Source organism: Variimorphobacter sp. HTMS_6, assembly GCF_059717775.1.
Genome location: NZ_AP046094.1, coordinates 692,031 through 712,678 on the forward strand (window position 1 = coordinate 692,031; position 20,648 = coordinate 712,678).

Below are 20,648 nucleotides of genomic sequence, written 5' to 3' on the forward strand. Positions count from 1 at the left end.
TGATAAATGATTTAGAATTGACTAGTAAACTAGAGATTTTAATTCGCAGGGATTCTTGCGGTTAAAATCTCTTTTTCGTTTTTCCAAAAAATCAAGTTGATTAAAACACAATAATCAATGTTCTTTTATTACTTGGAAAGCAGATTCGAATTATAAAAGTGAGGGATTTGAATGAGATTGACCGAACATTATGGAAAGGCAGAGGTAAGAGCGCTTCATCCATGTTTTGGAGCAACACAGAACAAAGGCAGAATTCACCTTCCGGTATGCCCCGGATGTAATATTGAGTGTAATTTCTGCGATAGAAAAATTAATGATTATGAAAAAAGGCCAGGGGTAGCAGCATCAATCATATCGCCACAGGAGGCAGCTGATGTTGTTAACAGAGCGAAGGCGCTCTGCCCTGAGATTACAGTAGTGGGAATTGCAGGGCCGGGAGATACACTGGCATCGGATAAAGCATTAGAGACCTTTGCTTTGATTGAAGAAACTCATCCTGACATGATCAAATGCATGAGTACAAACGGACTTCTGCTTAGTGAACGGGCACAGGAGGTTATCGATGCAGGAGTTAAAACATTGACTGTCACGGTGAATGCGGTTGATCCGGAGATACTGTCTAAGATTGTATCCAGCATCTATTATCATGGCCAACGATACATCGGAACTTCTGCAGCAGAGATTCTGATTCGTAATCAATTGGAAGGAATTAAGAAGGTATCCGAAGCGGGAATTACGGTTAAGGTTAACAGTGTTCTGATTAGTGAGATCAATCGGGATCATATTAAGGAGATTGCGAGAACGGTGAGTAAGCACGGCGCGGCATTATACAATATCATTCCTTTGATACCTCAACATAAATTCAGTGATTTATCCGAGCCCGGATGCCCTGATATAGACGGAGCAAGAAGAGAAGCTGAAGCCTATATTGATGTATTTCGTCATTGCCAAAGATGTAGGGCAGATGCAGCAGGAATACCTGGGAAAAAGGATTTTGCAAAAGAATTATATGAAGGAAAAATTAATGCAAAAGAAACCTTTTCACATGGATGATTGTGAATTATTAAAAAGCATAATTCACATTTTCAAGTTTGTGCCTGCGAAATCTTCGGCACAAACTAACATTAAAGGTTCGCATGCTAGGACTAATGTGTAGAAATTATATTACTAGGATTTAAATAATAAATATATAGATGGAGGGTTGACATGAGCGATAAGAAAATTCGACAAATCGCGATATACGGAAAAGGCGGAATAGGAAAATCTACGACAACTCAGAACCTGACAGCAGGACTTGTAGAGGCTGGTAAGAAAGTTATGGTAGTAGGCTGTGATCCCAAAGCAGATTCAACCAGATTGTTATTAGGGGGATTGGCACAAAGAACAGTTCTTGACACACTTAGAGTTGAAGGGGAAGATATTGATCTTAATGCGATATTAAAAGAGGGCTTTGGAGGCACAAAATGTGTGGAATCCGGAGGACCGGAACCCGGTGTTGGTTGTGCAGGTAGAGGTATTATCACATCAATTGGTCTGTTAGAAAGATTGGGTGCATATACAGAAGATTTAGATTATGTATTCTATGATGTTCTCGGAGATGTTGTATGCGGTGGTTTTGCTATGCCGATACGTGAGGGAAAAGCAAAAGAAATATATATTGTTGCCAGTGGTGAGATGATGGCTTTGTATGCAGCAAACAACATATCGAAAGGGATTAAAAAATATGCTTCCAAAGGTGGAGTACGTCTTGGGGGTATAATCTGCAATAGCCGTAATGTGGATCGTGAAATTGAACTCTTGAGAGCCTTTGCTAAGGAGCTTGGAACGAAACTGATTCATTTTGTACCTCGTGACAATGTTGTGCAAAGAGCAGAAATTAATCGAAAAACAGTAATTGATTATCAACCGCAATCAGGTCAGGCTGAAGAATACAGACAGTTGGCAAAAAGTATAGAAGAGAACACAGATTTTGTGATTCCGACTCCTATGAGTCAGGAACGTCTGGAAGAAATCTTGCTTGAATTCGGATTAATGGATGGTTTGCTAGATTATAAAATATAATGCAATCATTCTAAATTATACTATTATCTTCATTAGGAAGGATTCGATGAGTATGGGTATACAAGTAGCGGTAGCTTCGTCTGATAACATCGTAGTAAATCAGCATTTTGGCCACACGCAGCAATTTTATATCTACGATATCAATGGGGAATCAGATTTTCATTACATTGAAGAGCGGTGTGTTGATCCTCCCTGCAGTATTGGCGAGCATAATCAGAATATGTTGGAGGAGGCAGTACAGCGAGTATCGGATTGTCAGTATGTTCTTTGTTACCGAATTGGGGGAGGAGCGTCCAATCTTCTGTTATTGAACGGGGTACATAGTTATGAGATAGGGGATTATATCGAAGTTTCCTTAAATCGATTATGGTATATATTAAATAATTAATGTAGTACGACCACAAGAAGGGAATGTTGTAAAATAATAATTTTTTTTAGGAACAATGTTATTTGCCTCACACATAGGTTGGAAGAACAGCATTATGGCAATAAAACATTATTCCCACAAATTATTTATTTTGCAACATTCCCTTCGTTTTATTCTTTTACACATTAATTGAATTTTATTTCATAAAGATACTTGACATATATGTATTGATGGTATATTATCGATACATGTAATTCATATTAATCCAGTATGAATTGAATATTTGGTAAAACGGAAACCGTTATCAATAATATTTATTATAAAATCATTAGGAGGAAACAGGAATGAGAAACAAAATTATTTTAGGAGTATTGACCCTAACATTATTAGTTGGAGGATTAGTTGGTTGCGGAACCAAAGCAGGAGACCAAGATGCAGCCAAAGATAATAAAGCTACTACGGGGGTTACAAAAGCAGCAGACGATACCAAAGATGTAGATAAAAACTTACTTGCACAGATTAAAGAAAGAGGGAAGCTTTTAATTGGTACAGAAGGAACTTATGCACCATATACATTCCATGATGAATCCGGCAAATTAGTTGGTTACGATGTTGAAGTAGCAGAAGCAATTGCAGCAAAATTAGGCGTTAAGGCAGAATTTGTTGAGAGTAACTGGGATTCCCTAATTGCAGGGTTAGATGCAGTTCGTTATGATGTGGTTATTAACCAGGTTACGATTACAGATGAGCGATTAAAGAAGTATGATTTCTCAACACCATACACAATTTCTAGAGCAGCCTTAATCGTTGGCAAGGATAACAACGATATTAAGAGTTTTGAAGATCTTAAGGGTAAGAAAGCAGCACAAGGATTAACAAGTAATTATGCACAACTTGCAGAAAGCTATGGCGCTAAGTTAGTTAGTGCGGATGGTTCCTTTAGCAAAGCAATTGAGCTTGTATCTACAAAGAGAGCGGTAGCAACGATTAATGATCAGGTATCCTTTTATGATTTTTTAAAGCAGAAGCCGGATGCACCGGTAAAACTTGTTGATACTTTAGATGATGCAAGCAAAAATGCCGTATTGATCCGAAAAGGAAATGATACCTTTGTTCAAGCAGTGAATAAGGCGTTGGATGAGATTACGAAAGACGGTACATTAGCGAAGCTCTCTAATAAGTACTTTGGTGCTGACGTTACAAAATAAAGATATTTTTTGGAAAAGAGGTAACCATTATGCATATCAGTGACAGAACCATAGAGATAATACTTCAGTCATTTTGGCCGATTGTCAAAGCTGGGATTCAGTTTACAATCCCATTAACGATATTATCGTTTATATTTGGGTTAATAATTGCTATCTTGGTTGCCCTTGTCCAGGTTGCCAATATAAAGGTTCTAAAGCAGATTGTTAAGTTTTATGTTTGGATTTTTCGCGGCACGCCAATGCTGGTTCAGATTTTCATTATCTTTTTTGGTTTACCAAAGATGGGAATTTTACTAGATCCATTTCCGGCAGCGGTCATTGCATTTTCATTAAATGTCGGTGCATATTCTTCAGAGACAATAAGAGGAGCAATTTTATCCGTACCGAAGGGTCAGTGGGAAGCCGGCTATGCGTTTGGAATGACATTTTCACAAGTGTTTCGAAGAATAATATTAAAGCAGGCAGCGAAGATATCTATCCCACCACTCTCCAATACCTTTATCGGTCTTGTGAAGGATACTTCACTTGCTTCAACGATCACACTTACAGAAATGTTCATGGTTACACAAAGAATCGTGGCATACCGATATGAACCGTTGTTATTATACTGTGAATTAGCGGTGATTTATCTTGTGTTATGTAGTATATTAAATGTTCTCCAGGGATACCTTGAGAAAAAACTGGTGCACTAGGGGATGAGGTGAAGAGATGCTGGAAGTTACAAATATTCATAAGAGTTTTGATGAGAACGCGGTTATTAGAGGAGTTGACATCAAGGTTAATAAGGGTGATGTAATTGCAATACTAGGACCGAGCGGCTCCGGAAAAACCACACTCCTTCGATGCTTGAATTTCCTAGAGCATGCCGATCAAGGCGAGATTCGATTAGGAGATATTTCAACAGAATTTAAAAAGGCACATAAAAATCAGATTATCGATATCAGAAAGAGAATGAGCTTTGTGTTCCAGAATTATAATCTGATTACTACAAAAACGGCACTGCAAAATGTGATGGAACCACTCATTGTAGTTCAAAAGAAAACGAAAGCCGAGGCTAGACAAATTGCACAGGAGGCCTTAGATAAGGTTGGATTATCCAATCGTTATGATTTTTATCCGTCACAATTATCCGGTGGTCAGCAGCAAAGAGTAGGCATAGCTAGAGCAATAGCCGTAAAGCCGGATGTGATACTGTTTGATGAACCGACCTCCTCCCTCGATCCGGAATTAGTGGGTGAGGTATTGAATGTAATCAAAAAAATAGCAGAAGAAGGTACTACGATGCTAATTGTAACCCACGAGATATCTTTTGCACGTGAGGTGGCGAATAAAGTAATCTTCATGGATGGCGGTAAGATTGTGGAAGAAAATGATGCCAAGGAATTCTTCGTCAGACCTAAGAACGAAAGAACAATCGAGTTTTTAAATCGATTTATCCCGGACTTCTCTAGAGGGTTATAGACATATTTGATTTGGATATGATAAAGAAGTAGCATAGAATCTAATAAGCTGATTTTCCAAGATAGATTATTTTGGATGGTCAGCTTTATTTCATTTCGTAAGATGTCTTACATAACTATGAAATAAATATAAGTTTTACCGAACTTTTTTATTGATTTGTGATATAATTGACATCAATATTTCTACTCACTTGATACAGGAGATAACGATGAAAAAAATATTAATCATTCTAGGAACCGTCGGAGTGTCATTTTCGGCTATCTTTGTGCGGGCTTCCTCTGCACCCTCCATGGTTTTGGTGTTTTACCGCGTTTTGTTTGCTTCCCTTATGCTTTTGCCGTTTATTCTCTTGCGGTTTCGGAAAGAAGTCCTTATCTTAAAGCCTAGATCAGTTCTAATGCCTATGATAAGTGGGATATTTTTAGGATTACATTTTACGATGTACTTTGAGTCATTGCATTATACCAGTATTGCATCCTCGCTTATTCTTGTGGATACCGAGGTGTTTTTTGTGGCCGGGGTTATGATACTGATATGGAAGGAGAAGATATCAGCGAAGGCCTGGCTTGGAATTATCGCAACCTTTGTTGGAAGTATCGTTGTAGCGACTGCAGACATGGGTAGTGGAAGTAATATGTTAATCGGTGATTTGATGGCCTTTGTGGGTGCTGCCTTTATGGCGGTATATACCTTGATTGGTAGACAATGCCGTAAGGTGATGAGTACCACAGTTTACACCTTTTTTGTTTACGCGTTTGCTTCCTTGACGCTTATTATAATGATATTATTTAGAGGGATGCCAATTACCGGATATGAGCAGAAGAATTATCTGATTGCGTTTGGGCTGGCTGCTTTGTGTACCTTGTGCGGTCATAGCGTTTACAGTTGGGGATTAAAATATGAGAAGGCTTCTTTTATCTCAACAGCGAAATTACTTGAGCCGGTATTTGCTTCTGTATTGGGACTAATGATATTTACTGAGATACCCTCTTTGTTGGTGGTAGTTGGGGGCATAATTGTGATTTGCGGAGTATATTATTATTCCCGTAATAGTGAAGCGGTTCAAACTAGCATCCGGAAGACATCGGTAGTGGTGAAAGATTAGAGGTTACATATGAAAAGTCAAACATGGTTAACAAAAACAATAGTAGTATGTGTCGCAGCATCAATATGCTGTGCATTATGGGGAAGTGCATTTCCCTTTGTCAAGATTGGATATCGAATGCTCGGTATCACATCACAGGAAATCAATTCTCAAATTTTGTTTGCAGGTTCCCGTTTTATGCTTGCAGGAATACTAACTATTCTTATTGGCAGTGTTATATCCAGGAAATTATTAATTCCGGCGAAAGAAAGCTGGGGTAACATCTTAATTTTATGCCTGTTTCAAACAATTCTTCAATATGTGTTCTTTTACATCGGACTCTCGAATACCTCAGGTGTAAAGGCGTCGATTATTGAAGGTATGAATGTATTTGCTTCCTTGCTTATAGCAAGTTCCGTCTATCATATGGAGAAGTTCACTCCAAGGAAGGTGATAGGATGTGTCATCGGATTTATAGGCGTAATTCTTGTGAATATTAATAAGGACGGTTTGGACACACATTTTAAGATGATCGGGGAGGGCTTTATCATTCTTTCCGTGATTGCATATGCATTCTCGTCCGTTATGTTAAAGAGATATTCAAAGAAGGAGAATGCAATATTGCTCAGCGGTTATCAATTTGTAATCGGTGGGGGTATCATGATGCTAATCGGCCTTTTTATGGGTGGTGAAACCTTCCATTACAACGGAAAGTCATTGGCTATCTTAATCTATCTGTCATTCATTTCAGCCATTGCTTATGCGCTTTGGGCTGTTCTGTTAAAATACAACACGGTCTCAAAAGTAGCGGTTTATGGATTTATGACACCAGTATTTGGAGTGATTCTATCAGCAGTTTTGTTAAATGAACAAAGATTCTTAGGGCTTAAATGCGTAATCGCTTTAATATTGGTAAGTGTCGGAATCTTTGTTGTGAATAAAGAAAAATGATAGTCAAATATGTTAAAAGCAGCGCAGATTACAATCAAGTATTATTTGTTTGTAATCTGCGCTACTTTGCTATTCGGAGAATCTAGAATAGGGTTGCTTTATTCAATATTCATTGCTATATATTCGGTTTCTTTTAATCAATGTGATAATGTGCTTGTATAGAATAGAAAGCATGCTCATATTAATTAAGAAAGAGAAATTAGGAAGTGAGCCATGGATACACTTTGTATATTACTTGCAATATTAGCAGGTATTTTTACAACCATTGAGTCAAGTATTAATTCACAGCTGGGCAAATATTTATCGCCAAGTGTTGCCGCTTTACATAGTCTAATTATTGGGGTTGTTTTTATGTTGTTCTTTACGATATCAAAAGGCGATATCGAGCGATATACAAAGGTTGTTAATGTAAAACCAATTTGGTTAATTGGTGGAATATTCGGTGCTTTGATTATTTATTTATCCTCAAGATCAATTCCGATGCTCGGAATCTCCAACACCATGATATTAGTGCTTGCCGGACAGCTTTTAAGCGGATTAGTGCTTGATGTGGTAGTTTTGGATGCTCAAGTTAGCGTGAAAAAGATGACCGGAGCAATATTATTTCTGATTGGAGCCATAATATTTATAAGGGATTAATGTTATCATCCTACCGATAAACGGTACATATCCGGTTTCTGAATAACGCTTTTTTGTATATAAGGATCTAATTTTTCCTTCAGAGAATCACTGATTTCCATTAGTGGTAGTCGAACCTCAGGTGAGTTGATTAAACCGAGTTGATTCAACATGTATTTGATCGGAGCCGGGTTCGGCTCTTTGAATAATAGCGGAACAAAATCATATAGTTCCTTCCAGAGTTCAAAAGCACCGGACTGATCCTTGTTCTGCATTCTGCGATATACTTCAACGAATTTATCGGTTTCAATATGCGCGGACGCAAGAATACCACCATGTCCTCCAAGTGCTAAGGTGACATAGAATAATGCGTCTTCGCCGGTTAAAATGGATAAATCCTTAGGAGGGTTCATTAATAGTGACATAGACTGCTTCATATCTCCGCTGGCATCTTTGATAGCTACGATATTCGGTATTTCAGCCAATCGGAAAACTGTTTCATTCTCAATATTTACTCCTGTACGATAAGGAATATTATATAGAATAATATTTAAATCAGTTTCTGATGCAATGGTCTTAAAGTGGGTGTAGATACCCTCCTGATTTGGTCTGTTATAATATGGACAGACGGAGAGGATTCCTTGAATATCATACTTCTGTGCGATTTTTAATTTCTTGATTACCTTAGCGGTATAATTACCACCAATACCTACATAAATAGGTAGACGCCCCTTGTTATATGCTAATGTCTTATCTATCATTTCTTCAAATTCATAATCATCCAATGTAGGTATCTCCCCGGTTGTTCCCAGCGGGATGATTCCACTAATTCCCTTATCTGAATAATGATCGATTAGTTTTTTGTAGGATGTATAATCAATTTTATCATCGTGAAATGGAGTAATGATCGGTAACCAAACACCGTTAAGTTGCATATATAAACCTCCTCAAAATGCGAAATCTTAGTTTTCTGATTCTATTCTACAGAACATTATTTATAAAAAATAGCATAATAATGCTTTGAATGTTGCATATAATGCTTTATAATGATTAAAATGAGAGATGAATATTTCATCGCATATTTTGTGGTGAACCGAACCGCTAGAATAAAAGAGAAATACGTACAATTTATAATATGCAAGATTAAGTGCAAGGGAACTTGGTATAAAGGATAGGGATATTATAAGGAAGATTAAAGTCGATATTGTGTGGGTTCATTTATATAATAAATTGACTTAGTGGATGTATGTCGGTTCATTGGTTAGTGTGAATAAGGAATAATCTATAGAAGAAATAACTTTAGATATAATATATAGATTTTCTTTAACACAGTGGGTTGGATAAAGGGGTGTGATACTTGTGAGTACGTTTGAGAAGTTTGGTTATCTGGAAAATGATTTTAGGATGTTTCATATCGAGGATCGACAACGGAAGGAATTTGCTTTTCATTATCATGATTTTAATAAGATCATGATTTTTATTAAGGGAAATATCAATTATACGATTGAAGGCAAGAATTATAATCTGAATCCGTATGACATAGTTCTTGTAAATGCAGGAGAGATTCATAGACCCTCCGTGCTGGATGACTCTGAGTACGAGAGAATTATTATCTATGTATCCACGCAGTTTCTCAAAAGCTATGCAAAAGATGATTATGATCTGAATGATTGCTTTGAACGGGCGAAAAAAGAAAAGTCAAATGTATTAAGAATTCATAATTTAGAAAAAAGCAAATTGTATCAGGTGTGTCTTGAGCTGGAACACTCCTTTGAGGATGATGCGTTTGGTAATGAATTGTATCAGAAGATTTTGTTTTTGGAGTTTATGATTCATTTGAATCGGACAGTGATATCGAATCATATTAATTATCTGGATTCGGTTATCGGTAATACAAAGTTGGTTCAAATTTTAGATTATATTAGTGAGCATTTGGTGGAAGAGATTACAATTGATGCACTTGCCGCTAATTTTTATATCAACCGGTACTATCTGATGCATTTTTTTAAGCAGGAGACGGGTTATACCATCGGAAATTACATCACCGAGAAGAGGCTGCTGCATGCGAAGAATTTAGTACAAAACGGATGCTCAGTGACGGATGCATGTTATAGAAGTGGATTTAAAAATTATTCTACATTTTCAAGGGCATTTAAAAAGGCCTTTCATACGCTGCCTAAGAATGCGCAGATGATTGATTGATGGAAGGACTGACCTTCAGCCCCTTGTAATATAGAAAATATTTGTTATAATGAAGGTGCAAAGATAAAAACACAGCTCCGGTTGGTAGTCCGGACGTAACAATAAAGTTATCAGTAACCTGCCTCCTTGGTTGTCCGTTCTTTGTTCATTATTTTAAGGAGGAATAATAATGGACAAAGTTACAATTAAGTTTAGCGTGTTTTTTGAAGAACCTTTTTGGATCGGATTATGTGAACGTGTCGAGGATGAGAAGTTGATGGTATGTAAAATAACCTTTGGACCCGAACCAAGGGATCAGGAGCTAGAGGAGTATATTTTACAGCACTGGTATCAGTTGAGATTTAGTCAGGCTACGGATATTAACGTCAGGCATAAGGATATAGTAAATCCAAAGCGGTTGCAAAGAGATGTTAAAAAACAGATGGATCAAGTCGGAATTGGAACGAAATCACAACAGGCACTGAAATTACAACACGAATTGAATAAATCGGTCAGAAAACTTCGGGTAAAGCAGAAGCGGGAAGAAGAGCAGAATCGAATATTTGCTTTAAAGCAACAAAAACGAAAAGAGAAACATAGGGGCAGATAATCTGTCCTTTCTCTTATTCATCAAAGATAAGGAGGTTTGATATTATGGCAAAAATGATTGTGACATTGAATGACATCAGCGATATGAATCACTCTTTGGAGGATAAAGGATTAAACTTTAAGGTGCATCTTCATGATGCGTGTGGTGCTCAGAGCTTTACGATGGAAGAACTCGGTGAACAGAGTGAGGAGCAAATAGAAGCAATGCAACAGGTAATGAAGGAATATTTTGAAGGAAAGCGTGCTGAAATCGAATTTTCTCAGGATGGAATGGGATTTGCTGTAATTTCTTGAGAATCTATACTATTGCTACTAAGAAAAGCATATGATAAACTAAGTATAAACGAAGGCGTTGCAGAGATTGCAGCGCCTTTTTTATAAGGAGGTTCTTCGATGGCGATTATGGTTAAAAAATTATATAAGAATGCAACTTTTCTCTACCAGATGAATTTGATTGGAGGGAGAAAGGGGCTTACGAATCTTGTTCAATGGGTACATATCATCGAGGATGACGGTATTAGCTCGCTTCTTCATGGAAAGGAACTGGTTTTTACAGCTGGGATTTTGAATAAAGAGGAAGGGTGGTTGCTGAACTTTGCCAAGAAGCTTTATGATGCAGGGGCAAGTGCGTTTGTTGTGAATCTGGGACCTTACACCACGGGTATCTCACAGGAGGTAATTGATTATTGTGATGAAGTGAATATGCCTCTCTTTACGATACCTTGGAAGACGAAGATGGTGGACATGACCAGGGACTTTTGCCACAAAATTATGAACAATGATAATGTGGAGGATAATATGGCATCCTCCATTAAAAATATTATTTTTAGAGTGGGTGATCTTGAGACACAGATTCTGCAAATGGAGCGCTATGGTTATCAACGGGATGGACATTTTTGCTTTATCAGCATCTATGCGGAGGATAAAAATGGAGTCTATTCTCAAGAGTTTATGGATAGCCTGGAGTTTTATGCGGAAAAGACCGCAAGGAGTATACGTGAGCTGTACATCTCATTTACTTACAAGGATGCTCTAATTCTGGTATTAGTTGACTATTCTGATAAGGAGATTGAGTCCTTTGTGAAGAATTTTTTAAGTCTCACGAATAAAGACAAAAGTAAGAACCGATTACATATGGGTATCAGCACAAATCAGCAGGGATTATATAAACAGGATAAGAATTTTGAGAAGGCTTTCGCTGCGATGGAGATGGCAATCAGAAAGAATGAAACCTGTAATTATTATGATAAACTGGATGTATATAAGGTACTACTATCGGTGAGTGATAAATCGGTGTTACGAAGCTATTACCGTGATACGATAGGTAAGTTGGAATTTTATGATAGCAAGAATAACACAGAGCTAATGAAATTACTCAGGACATATTTTGAGAATAACGCAAGTCTGCAGCTGGTATCGGAGAAGCTATTTGTGCATCGTAACACGGTGACAAATCAGCTTAAGAAAATCGAATCCGTCACTGGGTATAATCCATTTGATCTGGAAGATCGGATGAAATTGCATATGGGCTTGTATATAAAGGATATTTTATAAAATCATAGAATTAATTAAAGTATCAAACTCGAATTTTAAACGTCATATTGTTAATGAGAATTATTAATATTTAATCAATATTTTACACGAAACTATTCTTTTGTAATAGTGCGACAATTTGATCGAATACATACAAATAAAAGAATATATTCACTTATTAATATAATAGTCAGATTGTGCATCTGCACAATAAATATTGTTCATATATCAATTGCATTTGTTTATAGGCCTATATATAATGGCATTAAGTTAATCGAACCATTTAGAGCAGCAAGGGAGCCGTTTAGGGAATCTTCCGGGCTGCTTCTTTTTTGATTAAAATCGGAATATTAGAAAATAGAAATCAGGGAGGATATGAAGATGACAGGTGAAGAAATAAAAAGTACGTTGAAGGAGTACAATCTACAATCTTGGAGCAAACAGAGGAACTTGAATCCGATACCGGTACAAAAAGCGGAGGGAATTTATTTTTGGGACTTTGAAGGAAATCGATATAGCGATATGTCCTCTCAGCTTGTTAATATGAATTTGGGGTTTGGAAATAAGGCAATTAATGAAGCGATTAAGGAGCAGGTGGATCATTACTGTTTTGTAAGTCCGTCCTATGGATCAGAATCCAGAGCAAAGCTTGCGAAGAAGATTATAGAATTGATGCCGGACAGTATGGGTAAGGTTTTTTTCACAAATGCAGGAGCGGAAGCGAATGAAAATGCGGTGAAGATGGCAAGGATGTTCACCGGTAAGAATAAAATTTTCAGCCGTTACAGAAGCTATCACGGTTCCTCCTTTGGTGCAGGAAATTTAACCGGTGAGCCAAGAAGATATGCGTTGGAACCCGGTATTCCCGGATTTGTGAAATTCATGGATCCCTATATCTACCGTGAGGTGATTGAATTTGCTACAGAAGAGGATGCTACAAAGTTCTATCTCACTAAGCTAGAGGAGCAGATCCAGTATGAGGGATCGAACTCCATAGCAGCGATTGTACTTGAAACCATAACTGGATCAAATGGAGTTATCATCCCGCCTAAGGGTTATTTGCCGGGTATCAGAAATCTTTGTGATAAATACGGGATACTGATGATTTGTGATGAGGTTATGACCGGATGGTGCCGAACCGGCAAGATGTTTGGATTTCAGAATTTTGATGTAGTTCCGGATATCGTAACCTTTGCAAAGGGTGTGACTTGTGGATATGTTCCGCTAGGTGGTGTGGTTGTTTCTAAAGATATCGCAGCGTATTTTGATGATAATTTATTATCTTGTGGTCTTACTTATAGCGGTCATCCTCTAGGTTGTGCAGCTGGTGTAGCCTGTGTGAACTACTACGAGGAAGCGAATATCCCTGAGAATGTGGATAAGGTTGGTAAGGTTCTCGGAGAATTGTTAGAAGGACTGAAAAGTTCTCATGCATGTGTCGGGGATGTAAGATATATCGGATTATTCTCCGCTGTGGAATTGGTGAAGGATAAGAATACGAAAGAAGCGTTGGTTCCTTATGGTAAGGATCCGGAAGGGATTATGGGCAAAATAATAGGGTTCTTGAAAGCGCGTGGATTTATGACATACTCCCATGAGAATATGATTCTAATTGCGCCTCCGCTGATTATAACCGAGGAGCAGATAACAGAAGAGCTTCAGAAACTGGATGAAGTACTTGATATCGTAGATAAGGAATATCTATAAATCATACCAAGTCAATGAATATTTAGCTTGATTGGAGGGAATTATGGCTTATCAGTTTACAATGCCGGGTAAGGTTATGATAGGAGAACATTCGTTGGAAGCAGCAGAAGCTGCGGTAACTGAATTGGGAAAGAAAGCATTCATTATAACCGGCAAGGTCGTTACAAAAACAGGTCTGGTGAAGAGATTAACCGATCTTCTAACAAAGTGGGGTGTCGAATACGTGGTATTTAATGATATCACGGGTGAGCCCACGGAAGAAATGATAGATCAGGGCATTTGTGTTTATAAGGAATCAGGATGTGATTTCCTGATTGCGATTGGGGGTGGAAGCCCGCTGGACAGCGCGAAAGCAATCGCTGCGATGACGGTACTTCCCGGCAGGCTATCTGATTATATGGGTGTGGAGATCAAAGGAAAATTTCCTCCAATGGTGATGATACCAACCACAGCCGGAACCGGTTCCGAAACTACGAAGTTCACCATCATTACCGATACAAAGAGAAATGTGAAAATGCTCTTAAAGGGAGATGCATTATTACCCAAAGTGGCGATTTTAGATCCCTCACTCACCATCTCAGCACCTAAGAGCATCACAGCAGCAACCGGGATGGATGCACTTACCCACGCTGTTGAAGCATATACCTCCAGAAAAGGAAATACCTTAACTGATTTATATGCACTATCGGCGATTAAAAGAATCTTTGAGTATTTACCCACAGCATATACCGATGGCATGCATAATAAGGCAAGAGAAGAGATGCAGATAGCTGCATTTGAAGCAGGTGTATGTATCAATAATGCTTCCGTTACTTTGGTTCATGGCATGAGCAGACCAATTGGAGCACTCTTTCATGTACCGCATGGAATCTCCAATGCGATGTTGATCAAAGAATGTCTCGCCTTCGCGTTGGATGGTTGTTATGAGCGCTTTGCAACAATAGCAAGAGTCATAGGGGTAGCAGATACGAATGATGAGGATAAGGAAGCTGCAAAAGCATTTCTTACAGCACTTGATCGCTTATGCATCCAACTTGATATTCCTACCTTAAAGGAATATGGGATAAATCAGGAAGAATTTGATCGGGTTGTGGATAAAATGGCGGGTGATGCAATGACCAGTGGAAGCCCTTCCAATACAATCAAAGAAGTAAACAAGGAAAATTTGGTCAACATCTATTATAAATTATGGTAGGATTTTTAATTCACGATTTTACGATGGCGTAAAGCAAAGTGCTTTACGCCGTTTTTTTGTTTGAATAGATAGTAAGGAGGAAATCAGTATGGTAACAGCAGAAAATTTTGATGATTTAGTAGAAAACGAAGTTTTAAATCAGGAAACCGAGATTAGTATCACGGATTTGTGTGTCAGCTTTCCGGATAAGAACGGTGGCGAACCGGTCAATGCGTTGCAAAATATTAATTTGGAGATTCGTCAAGGCGAATTTATCTCACTGCTAGGACCTTCCGGTTGTGGTAAGACCACATTATTACGCACACTCGCTGATTTACAGCAGCCAAGCAGCGGATCAATCTCCGTCAGAGGGCAATCCCCCAGAGAGATTCGTTTACAGAAAAAATACGGTATCGTTTTCCAGAACCCCGTTCTTTATGATTGGAGAACGGTAAGAAGAAATGTATGTATGCCAATGGAAATGATGGGTATTCCCAAAAAAGACAGAACAGCAAAAGTGAGTAAGATGCTTGATTTGGTTGGACTAATGGATTTTGGAAAAAAATATCCTCATGAACTAAGCGGTGGTATGCAACAAAGAGTCGGCATCGCCAGAGCTTTGGCAATCAACCCGGAGATACTTCTTATGGATGAACCCTTCTCGGCTTTGGATGAATTTACAAAGGAGAAATTACATGAGGATTTATTGAGAATATGGAAAAAAACTAATAAGACGATATTATTCGTTACCCATAATATTCAGGAAGCGGTATTCCTATCCGATCGGGTAGTTGTTTTATCACCGCATCCGGGTAGAGTCTCAGCAGTTGTGGATATTGATATACCACGACCTAGAACATTAGCTACGAAAAATACGCCTCAGTTTAATTCTTTAGTAGCAAAGGTTCGTAATAGTTTTGAAGGCGTATAGATTCGGGGCAACCCGAATCAAAATGAATAAAGGATGATTTTCATTTTGTAATTACAATCAGTAGTCAAGCATTTTTGAACTTCATTCTTTATTCAGAGGAGTAATAATCAGGAATAAGATCGATACACAATGAAAGGAGATTTTTGATGAACGCTATAAAAAAAGCTCTCTCCTCAAAGAAGATAGTAACAGTAGTGTGGGTGATTGGCTTAATTATAATATGGGAAATCGGGGCAACAATAATTGCAAATACAAAACGTTCTCCCGAAAATGTTCTTCCTCACATCTATCAAATTATTGAATCTATCTTCAGTAAAAAGATGGTCAGCAGTGGCCAAACCGCAATTCAGATTGTATTAAGTAATGCGGGAATTACTTTAATCCGTGCCGGTATCGGTTTTGCGATTGGAGCCCTTATTGGATTTTTACTGGCACTGTTTATGAATTTATTTGTCTCTGTTGAGAAGACATTATTCCCGTACCTGATGTTGATACAGATGATTCCTATTCTTGGTATGGCACCGATTGTACTTGCCGTAACAAAGGATATTGATAAGAGCCGAATCGTGATAGCCGCCATATTAACCTTTTACCCGGTAGCAACCAATACACTAGCAGGCTTTAAATCCGTCGAACGAGAAAAGCATGAATTAATGTACTCGATCGCGGCCTCTAAATATCAGATTTATACTAAATTATTGATACCCTCTTGCATGCCTTATCTCTTTACCGGTCTTAAGATATCGGCACCGATGGCAATTACGGCATCCATATTAGTGGATACCTTACAGGGTGGAGGCGGATTAGGCTGTATGCTATCCCAGTCCTTAAAGCATGCTATGTCAATTTACGTGTTCTGGCAGATTGTATTCATAAGTGCACTGATTGGAATTCTGAGCTATTACCTTATGACGTTAATAGAGAAGGTGTTGTCGCCTTACAAACGTCCTTCCAAGGGAAATAGAAAATAGTGAGCGGATCGAATTCGATGGTACAGAATGGAGGTTAAGATGGAGAGAAAAAAGAAATTACGACTTAATAGAGATAGTATTTCTACCGTTATATATCCTATTTTGTTTGGAGTGATATTTGTCATTCTATGGCAAACACAGATATTACATAAAATCATTGGAGCAGATACCTTTACCCTTCCTTTGCCCGGAAGAATTATAAATATCATTCAGGATAATTCAAGTGCGATATTAAAGAATGTGGATGCAACGTTAATTGTAGCATTAGGTGGATTGGTATTAGGTTCCCTGCTAGGATATCTGCTGGCAATTATCGCAGCGATATTTACCAAATGGGGAGCAGGAGGTTTAACGATTGCATCAGCTTTTAATGCAATACCAATCATAGCAATTGCTCCGATCATGACGAATTTAACAAAGGATTTTAGTGAAAATCCAAATACAAGAAGTATGCTGGCGAAGATGCTTGTCGTAATGATAACCTGTACGGTTTCGATGAGTATTAACGCCTTTCGTGGTTTTACAGAGTTAAAACCATACTCGCTGGATTTGATGAATTCATATGCAGCAAGTAAAACCGCAGTATTTTTCAAATTACGAGTACCAAATTCGGTGCCGTATGTTTTTACCGCTCTTCGGGTAAGCGTCCCAGCATGTGTAATCAGTGCATTGGTTAGTGAGTATTTTGCAGAATACATCATCGGTGTAGGACGTCAGATCAGGGAGAATATCGTATTGGCACAATATGCAACTGCTTGGGCTTATATTCTGGTGGCATGTGTAATCGGTATTGCAATGTATGTAATTCTGTTAATTACAGAAGGTATTTTGTTGAAGGGACGCAAATAAAGCGATTTCAACTTAGTATAGAATTTAATTAAAAAATAGGAGGATACGATATGAAGAGTTCAGTGGGAAGAAAGTTAACGAAGTTATGTTCCTTATTATTGACATTCAGTATGGTTATGATGCTGCTTGCAGCGTGTGGTACAAAGAAGGATACTGCTACATCAGGAGGAGATACAACAAAAGCACCTTCAAAGAGCGGAGCAGACGGGAAATATTACGCAGCAGATGCAACAGTAGAAAGCATTGTGAAAGATGCTGCAGCGAAGGGTAAGGTTGGTAATTGGGGTCTTGGTAATGAATATGAGGTTCAGGCACTTTTATCGAAGTATGGTCAGCCGACTAAGTTCTTAAGTCAGGCATTTGACATGGATGGATTTGATGATAACTCCATTAGCTTAGCATCCGCTATGACTTATAATGAACTTGGGTTAGTTAAAAACAACTATGAAGGTGGTTATGGATACGGCGATAAAGTAAAATACGTGGATATGAATGATGAAGGCGTTGCAATGCTTGAGGATAACATCTTCTGTACAAAGGAATTTGCAAAAGCTAATCCGAATACAGTGAAGGCATTTGTGTATGCATCTATGAAAGGCTGGGAATATGCTTGTGCTCACCCGGAGGAAGCAGCTGAAATCGTATTTAAATATGGTTCCTCTGTATCCGCAGATCACCAAAAGTACATGGCATCTGAGGTGAAGAAGCTTGTTGAGACCGATACCAAAGGGGCGGCTGTAAAAGAATACGGTAAAATGGATGATGCAGCGTTACAGCAGACATTAGATCTTGCAAAGAAATATATTAAGTTAGATGACTCAACTGCAGCTGATAAGTTAAAGACATTAACACTGGATAATGTTAGAGATAATTCCTATTGGACAGCGGCTACGGCTTCTGACGGAAAGTTCACTCCAGAGAAGAAAGATATCTCCATACAGTTAAAATGGTTGCCACAGGCACAGTTCATGGGCTACTATGTAGCGCTTGATAAAGGTTTCTATAAGGATGCAGGCTTAAATGTGAAAGTAGTTCCAGGTGGTGGCGATATCGGTGAAACCACAGCAGTATATTCCAAGCAGGTTGATTTTGGTGTGACTTGGGTATCGAACCTAATCGCTGCAAATGCAGGTGGTATGGATTTGGTAGAAGTTTCACAGGTATTCCAAAGATCCGGACTTGTACTGGTATATAAAATTAATAAGTAATAGCTAGGCTAAAAAAGGCAACGGATAGCAATTAATGATGATACTATATAAGGGTAATATACACCATCTAAAACTTATAAATGGCAATTAAAACTTATAAATGGCAATTAAAACTTGTTGGTTTTGGAAATAAAGAAGTCAACATAATACACACTTTGGGTTTAAAGTTATATAAAGTTATCCAAGTGAAATGTTGTAATGATTAAGATGACCCGGGTGTTAAGGGAGCATGTTTTATATAAGGCAAACAGCTTTATTTTAACGCTTAAGCGCAAAATACTCGGGTCACTAATTAATATTATTAATAAAAAATATTTAATATCGGAAGTCCCTTTAAAGGAGGCGGAAATTATGGATTTATTAATCAAGAATGGAACAGTTGTAACAGCAAAAGAAAGTTTTGTTGCTGACCTTGCAGTGAAAGATGGAAAGATCGCCTGTATCGGAACAAATCTTGATATTAAGGCAGATAAAGTTGTGGATGCAACCGACAAACTAGTGCTTCCCGGAGCAATTGATGCCCATACTCATCTGGCGATGCCATTTGGCGGAACTGTATCAGCGGATAGCTACCTGTCAGGAACGAGAGCGGCTGCTTGCGGTGGTGTTACTACTGTATTTGATTACCCAATGCAGAGGAAAGGCATGGGCATCATGGAAACGGTGGAAACAAGAAAAGCAATGTGCGATCCCGAGGCATGTGTGGATTATGCATTTCACTGTATTATTACAGATCTTAATGAAGATAAGTTACTAGATGAATTTGAAGTGGCAGTAGAGAATGGTATCACCAGCTTTAAGTGCTTTCTGGTATATAAAAAAGAAGGCATGATGGTGGATGATGCAACACTGATAAAAGTTTTATTAAAAGCGAAGGAAACAGGAGCAATTACCAACATTCACGCAGAAAATCCCGATGTAATCGATTTAAATATAGCGCAATTTTTAAAAGAAGGAAAAACCTCCGCCTGGTATCATTACCTTAGCAGGCCGGAATTTGTTGAAGCAGAAGCAGATAAGAGAGCGGTACACTGGGCAAAATCAGTAAATGCGCCTCTCTACATCGTTCATATGGCAGATAAGGAAGGCCTCGAGGCAGCAGTTGCGGCTAAGAGACAGGGAGCTCCGATCTTTGTAGAAACCTGTCCGCAGTACCTGGAATTTACCTGTGATGTATATAAACGTGAGGATGGAAGAAACTTCGTATGTTCCCCACCAATCAAAGCGCAGGAGAGTCAGGATGCTTTGTGGGATGCTATTCGACAGGGAGATATTGATACCGTTGCTACGGATCATTGCCCTTTCCAAAGCTATGAAAAGGATTGGGGTAAGGATGACTTCACTAAGATTCCAAATGGCTGTGCTGGTATTGAAAACCTGTATCCCTATATGCTGTCGTCGGCGAATGAAGGTAAGATTTCTTTTAACCGTGCGGTAGAGCTGTGCTCCACCAACCCTGCTAAAATCTTCGGATGCAGCAACAAGGGTTCGCTGATGGTAGGAAAGGATGCGGATATTGTCATTTATGATAAGGATAAGGAATTTACCATATCCGTAAATAATATGCATTCCGATTATGATCATACAATCTGGGAAGGAAAAACCCTACACGGTTATCCGGTGCAAACTTATCTCAGAGGCCAATTGGTTTATGATAACGGTGATTTTGTAGGAACTCCCGGTCTCGGAGAATTCATCAAACGCCAACCGAATGTATATTAAACTACAATAAGAA

The 20,648-nt window shown here is 38.4% G+C and carries 21 protein-coding genes; 20 read left to right on the forward strand and 1 reads right to left on the reverse strand.

The window, feature by feature from the left end; genetic code table 11:
* The first annotated feature begins 171 nt into the window (after positions 1-171).
* The 9 genes from AC6IWN_RS03080 (at position 172) to AC6IWN_RS03120 (ending at position 7,771) form a co-directional block, all read left to right on the forward strand.
* Positions 172-1,053, forward strand: coding sequence for a radical SAM protein (locus tag AC6IWN_RS03080; protein ID WP_497990908.1), 882 nt, complete (start codon positions 172-174; stop codon positions 1,051-1,053).
* Positions 1,054-1,206: 153 nt separating this feature from the next.
* The gene (gene nifH / locus AC6IWN_RS03085) at positions 1,207-2,061 is read left to right on the forward strand and encodes a nitrogenase iron protein (RefSeq protein WP_497990909.1); all 855 of its coding nucleotides are present in this window, start codon (positions 1,207-1,209) and stop codon (positions 2,059-2,061) included.
* Positions 2,062-2,107: 46 nt separating this feature from the next.
* Entirely contained in the window at positions 2,108-2,449 is a 342-nt protein-coding gene (locus AC6IWN_RS03090; RefSeq protein WP_497990910.1) for a NifB/NifX family molybdenum-iron cluster-binding protein, read from the forward strand.
* Between the two features lie 323 nt (positions 2,450-2,772).
* Positions 2,773-3,636, forward strand: a complete 864-nt coding sequence (locus AC6IWN_RS03095) for an amino acid ABC transporter substrate-binding protein (protein ID WP_497990911.1) — start codon at positions 2,773-2,775, stop codon at positions 3,634-3,636.
* A 29-nt stretch (positions 3,637-3,665) separates the two neighbouring features.
* The gene (locus tag AC6IWN_RS03100; RefSeq protein WP_497990912.1) at positions 3,666-4,328 is read left to right on the forward strand and encodes an amino acid ABC transporter permease; all 663 of its coding nucleotides are present in this window, start codon (positions 3,666-3,668) and stop codon (positions 4,326-4,328) included.
* A 16-nt stretch (positions 4,329-4,344) separates the two neighbouring features.
* Positions 4,345-5,097: an amino acid ABC transporter ATP-binding protein gene (locus AC6IWN_RS03105; RefSeq protein WP_497990913.1), complete on the forward strand. Its 753-nt coding sequence runs from the start codon at positions 4,345-4,347 to the stop codon at positions 5,095-5,097.
* Between the two features lie 208 nt (positions 5,098-5,305).
* Positions 5,306-6,202 carry a DMT family transporter gene (locus AC6IWN_RS03110; protein ID WP_497990914.1) on the forward strand — a complete coding sequence of 299 codons (897 nt, stop codon included), beginning with the start codon at positions 5,306-5,308 and terminating at the stop codon, positions 6,200-6,202.
* 9 nt (positions 6,203-6,211) lie between these two features.
* Complete coding sequence (locus tag AC6IWN_RS03115) at positions 6,212-7,132, forward strand: DMT family transporter (RefSeq protein ID WP_497990915.1); 921 nt, start codon at positions 6,212-6,214, stop codon at positions 7,130-7,132.
* Positions 7,133-7,345: 213 nt separating this feature from the next.
* Complete coding sequence (locus tag AC6IWN_RS03120) at positions 7,346-7,771, forward strand: DMT family transporter (protein ID WP_497990916.1); 426 nt, start codon at positions 7,346-7,348, stop codon at positions 7,769-7,771.
* Between the two features lie 5 nt (positions 7,772-7,776).
* On the opposite strand, the gene dapA is transcribed toward AC6IWN_RS03120, so the two are convergent.
* The gene (gene dapA / locus AC6IWN_RS03125) at positions 7,777-8,685 is read right to left on the reverse strand and encodes a 4-hydroxy-tetrahydrodipicolinate synthase (protein ID WP_497990917.1); all 909 of its coding nucleotides are present in this window, start codon (positions 8,683-8,685) and stop codon (positions 7,777-7,779) included.
* Between the two features lie 424 nt (positions 8,686-9,109).
* Between dapA and AC6IWN_RS03130 the strand changes: the two genes are divergently transcribed.
* The 11 genes from AC6IWN_RS03130 (at position 9,110) to hydA (ending at position 20,635) form a co-directional block, all read left to right on the forward strand.
* Entirely contained in the window at positions 9,110-9,952 is an 843-nt protein-coding gene (locus AC6IWN_RS03130) for an AraC family transcriptional regulator (protein WP_497990918.1), read from the forward strand.
* Positions 9,953-10,121: 169 nt separating this feature from the next.
* Positions 10,122-10,541, forward strand: a complete 420-nt coding sequence (locus AC6IWN_RS03135) for a YjdF family protein (protein WP_497990919.1) — start codon at positions 10,122-10,124, stop codon at positions 10,539-10,541.
* 44 nt (positions 10,542-10,585) lie between these two features.
* A complete protein-coding gene (locus tag AC6IWN_RS03140) occupies positions 10,586-10,834 on the forward strand; it encodes an RDAC family protein (RefSeq protein WP_497990920.1) in 249 nt (82 codons plus the stop codon).
* Between the two features lie 99 nt (positions 10,835-10,933).
* Positions 10,934-12,094, forward strand: a complete 1,161-nt coding sequence (locus AC6IWN_RS03145) for a PucR family transcriptional regulator (RefSeq protein WP_497990921.1) — start codon at positions 10,934-10,936, stop codon at positions 12,092-12,094.
* 360 nt (positions 12,095-12,454) lie between these two features.
* On the forward strand, positions 12,455-13,780 hold the full coding sequence (locus AC6IWN_RS03150; protein ID WP_497990922.1) for an aminotransferase class III-fold pyridoxal phosphate-dependent enzyme: 1,326 nt from the start codon (positions 12,455-12,457) through the stop codon (positions 13,778-13,780).
* Between the two features lie 43 nt (positions 13,781-13,823).
* Positions 13,824-14,975, forward strand: a complete 1,152-nt coding sequence (locus AC6IWN_RS03155; RefSeq protein WP_497990923.1) for an iron-containing alcohol dehydrogenase — start codon at positions 13,824-13,826, stop codon at positions 14,973-14,975.
* Between the two features lie 88 nt (positions 14,976-15,063).
* Positions 15,064-15,885, forward strand: a complete 822-nt coding sequence (locus tag AC6IWN_RS03160) for an ABC transporter ATP-binding protein (RefSeq protein WP_497990924.1) — start codon at positions 15,064-15,066, stop codon at positions 15,883-15,885.
* 146 nt (positions 15,886-16,031) lie between these two features.
* Entirely contained in the window at positions 16,032-16,856 is an 825-nt protein-coding gene (locus tag AC6IWN_RS03165) for an ABC transporter permease (protein ID WP_497990925.1), read from the forward strand.
* A 39-nt stretch (positions 16,857-16,895) separates the two neighbouring features.
* A complete protein-coding gene (locus AC6IWN_RS03170; RefSeq protein ID WP_497990926.1) occupies positions 16,896-17,705 on the forward strand; it encodes an ABC transporter permease in 810 nt (269 codons plus the stop codon).
* A 50-nt stretch (positions 17,706-17,755) separates the two neighbouring features.
* A complete protein-coding gene (locus AC6IWN_RS03175; protein ID WP_497990927.1) occupies positions 17,756-18,913 on the forward strand; it encodes an ABC transporter substrate-binding protein in 1,158 nt (385 codons plus the stop codon).
* Between the two features lie 351 nt (positions 18,914-19,264).
* Positions 19,265-20,635 carry a dihydropyrimidinase gene (hydA, locus tag AC6IWN_RS03180; RefSeq protein ID WP_497990928.1) on the forward strand — a complete coding sequence of 457 codons (1,371 nt, stop codon included), beginning with the start codon at positions 19,265-19,267 and terminating at the stop codon, positions 20,633-20,635.
* Positions 20,636-20,648 lie beyond the last annotated feature (13 nt).

Bases quoted from the DNA above. Each gene is read 5' to 3' on its own strand.
- AC6IWN_RS03175 (WP_497990927.1), top strand. From the start codon at position 17,756: ATGAAGAGTTCAGTGGGAAGAAAGTTAACGAAGTTATGTTCCTTATTA.
- AC6IWN_RS03110 (WP_497990914.1), top strand. From the start codon at position 5,306: ATGAAAAAAATATTAATCATTCTAGGAACCGTCGGAGTGTCATTTTCG.
- AC6IWN_RS03095 (WP_497990911.1), top strand. From the start codon at position 2,773: ATGAGAAACAAAATTATTTTAGGAGTATTGACCCTAACATTATTAGTT.
- AC6IWN_RS03150 (WP_497990922.1), top strand. From the start codon at position 12,455: ATGACAGGTGAAGAAATAAAAAGTACGTTGAAGGAGTACAATCTACAA.
- dapA (WP_497990917.1), bottom strand. From the start codon at position 8,685: ATGCAACTTAACGGTGTTTGGTTACCGATCATTACTCCATTTCACGAT.
- AC6IWN_RS03080 (WP_497990908.1), top strand. From the start codon at position 172: ATGAGATTGACCGAACATTATGGAAAGGCAGAGGTAAGAGCGCTTCAT.
- AC6IWN_RS03115 (WP_497990915.1), top strand. From the start codon at position 6,212: ATGAAAAGTCAAACATGGTTAACAAAAACAATAGTAGTATGTGTCGCA.
- AC6IWN_RS03165 (WP_497990925.1), top strand. From the start codon at position 16,032: ATGAACGCTATAAAAAAAGCTCTCTCCTCAAAGAAGATAGTAACAGTA.
- AC6IWN_RS03105 (WP_497990913.1), top strand. From the start codon at position 4,345: ATGCTGGAAGTTACAAATATTCATAAGAGTTTTGATGAGAACGCGGTT.
- AC6IWN_RS03145 (WP_497990921.1), top strand. From the start codon at position 10,934: ATGGCGATTATGGTTAAAAAATTATATAAGAATGCAACTTTTCTCTAC.
- hydA (WP_497990928.1), top strand. From the start codon at position 19,265: ATGGATTTATTAATCAAGAATGGAACAGTTGTAACAGCAAAAGAAAGT.
- AC6IWN_RS03100 (WP_497990912.1), top strand. From the start codon at position 3,666: ATGCATATCAGTGACAGAACCATAGAGATAATACTTCAGTCATTTTGG.
- AC6IWN_RS03140 (WP_497990920.1), top strand. From the start codon at position 10,586: ATGGCAAAAATGATTGTGACATTGAATGACATCAGCGATATGAATCAC.
- AC6IWN_RS03155 (WP_497990923.1), top strand. From the start codon at position 13,824: ATGGCTTATCAGTTTACAATGCCGGGTAAGGTTATGATAGGAGAACAT.
- AC6IWN_RS03160 (WP_497990924.1), top strand. From the start codon at position 15,064: ATGGTAACAGCAGAAAATTTTGATGATTTAGTAGAAAACGAAGTTTTA.
- AC6IWN_RS03135 (WP_497990919.1), top strand. From the start codon at position 10,122: ATGGACAAAGTTACAATTAAGTTTAGCGTGTTTTTTGAAGAACCTTTT.
- AC6IWN_RS03170 (WP_497990926.1), top strand. From the start codon at position 16,896: ATGGAGAGAAAAAAGAAATTACGACTTAATAGAGATAGTATTTCTACC.
- AC6IWN_RS03120 (WP_497990916.1), top strand. From the start codon at position 7,346: ATGGATACACTTTGTATATTACTTGCAATATTAGCAGGTATTTTTACA.
- AC6IWN_RS03090 (WP_497990910.1), top strand. From the start codon at position 2,108: ATGAGTATGGGTATACAAGTAGCGGTAGCTTCGTCTGATAACATCGTA.
- nifH (WP_497990909.1), top strand. From the start codon at position 1,207: ATGAGCGATAAGAAAATTCGACAAATCGCGATATACGGAAAAGGCGGA.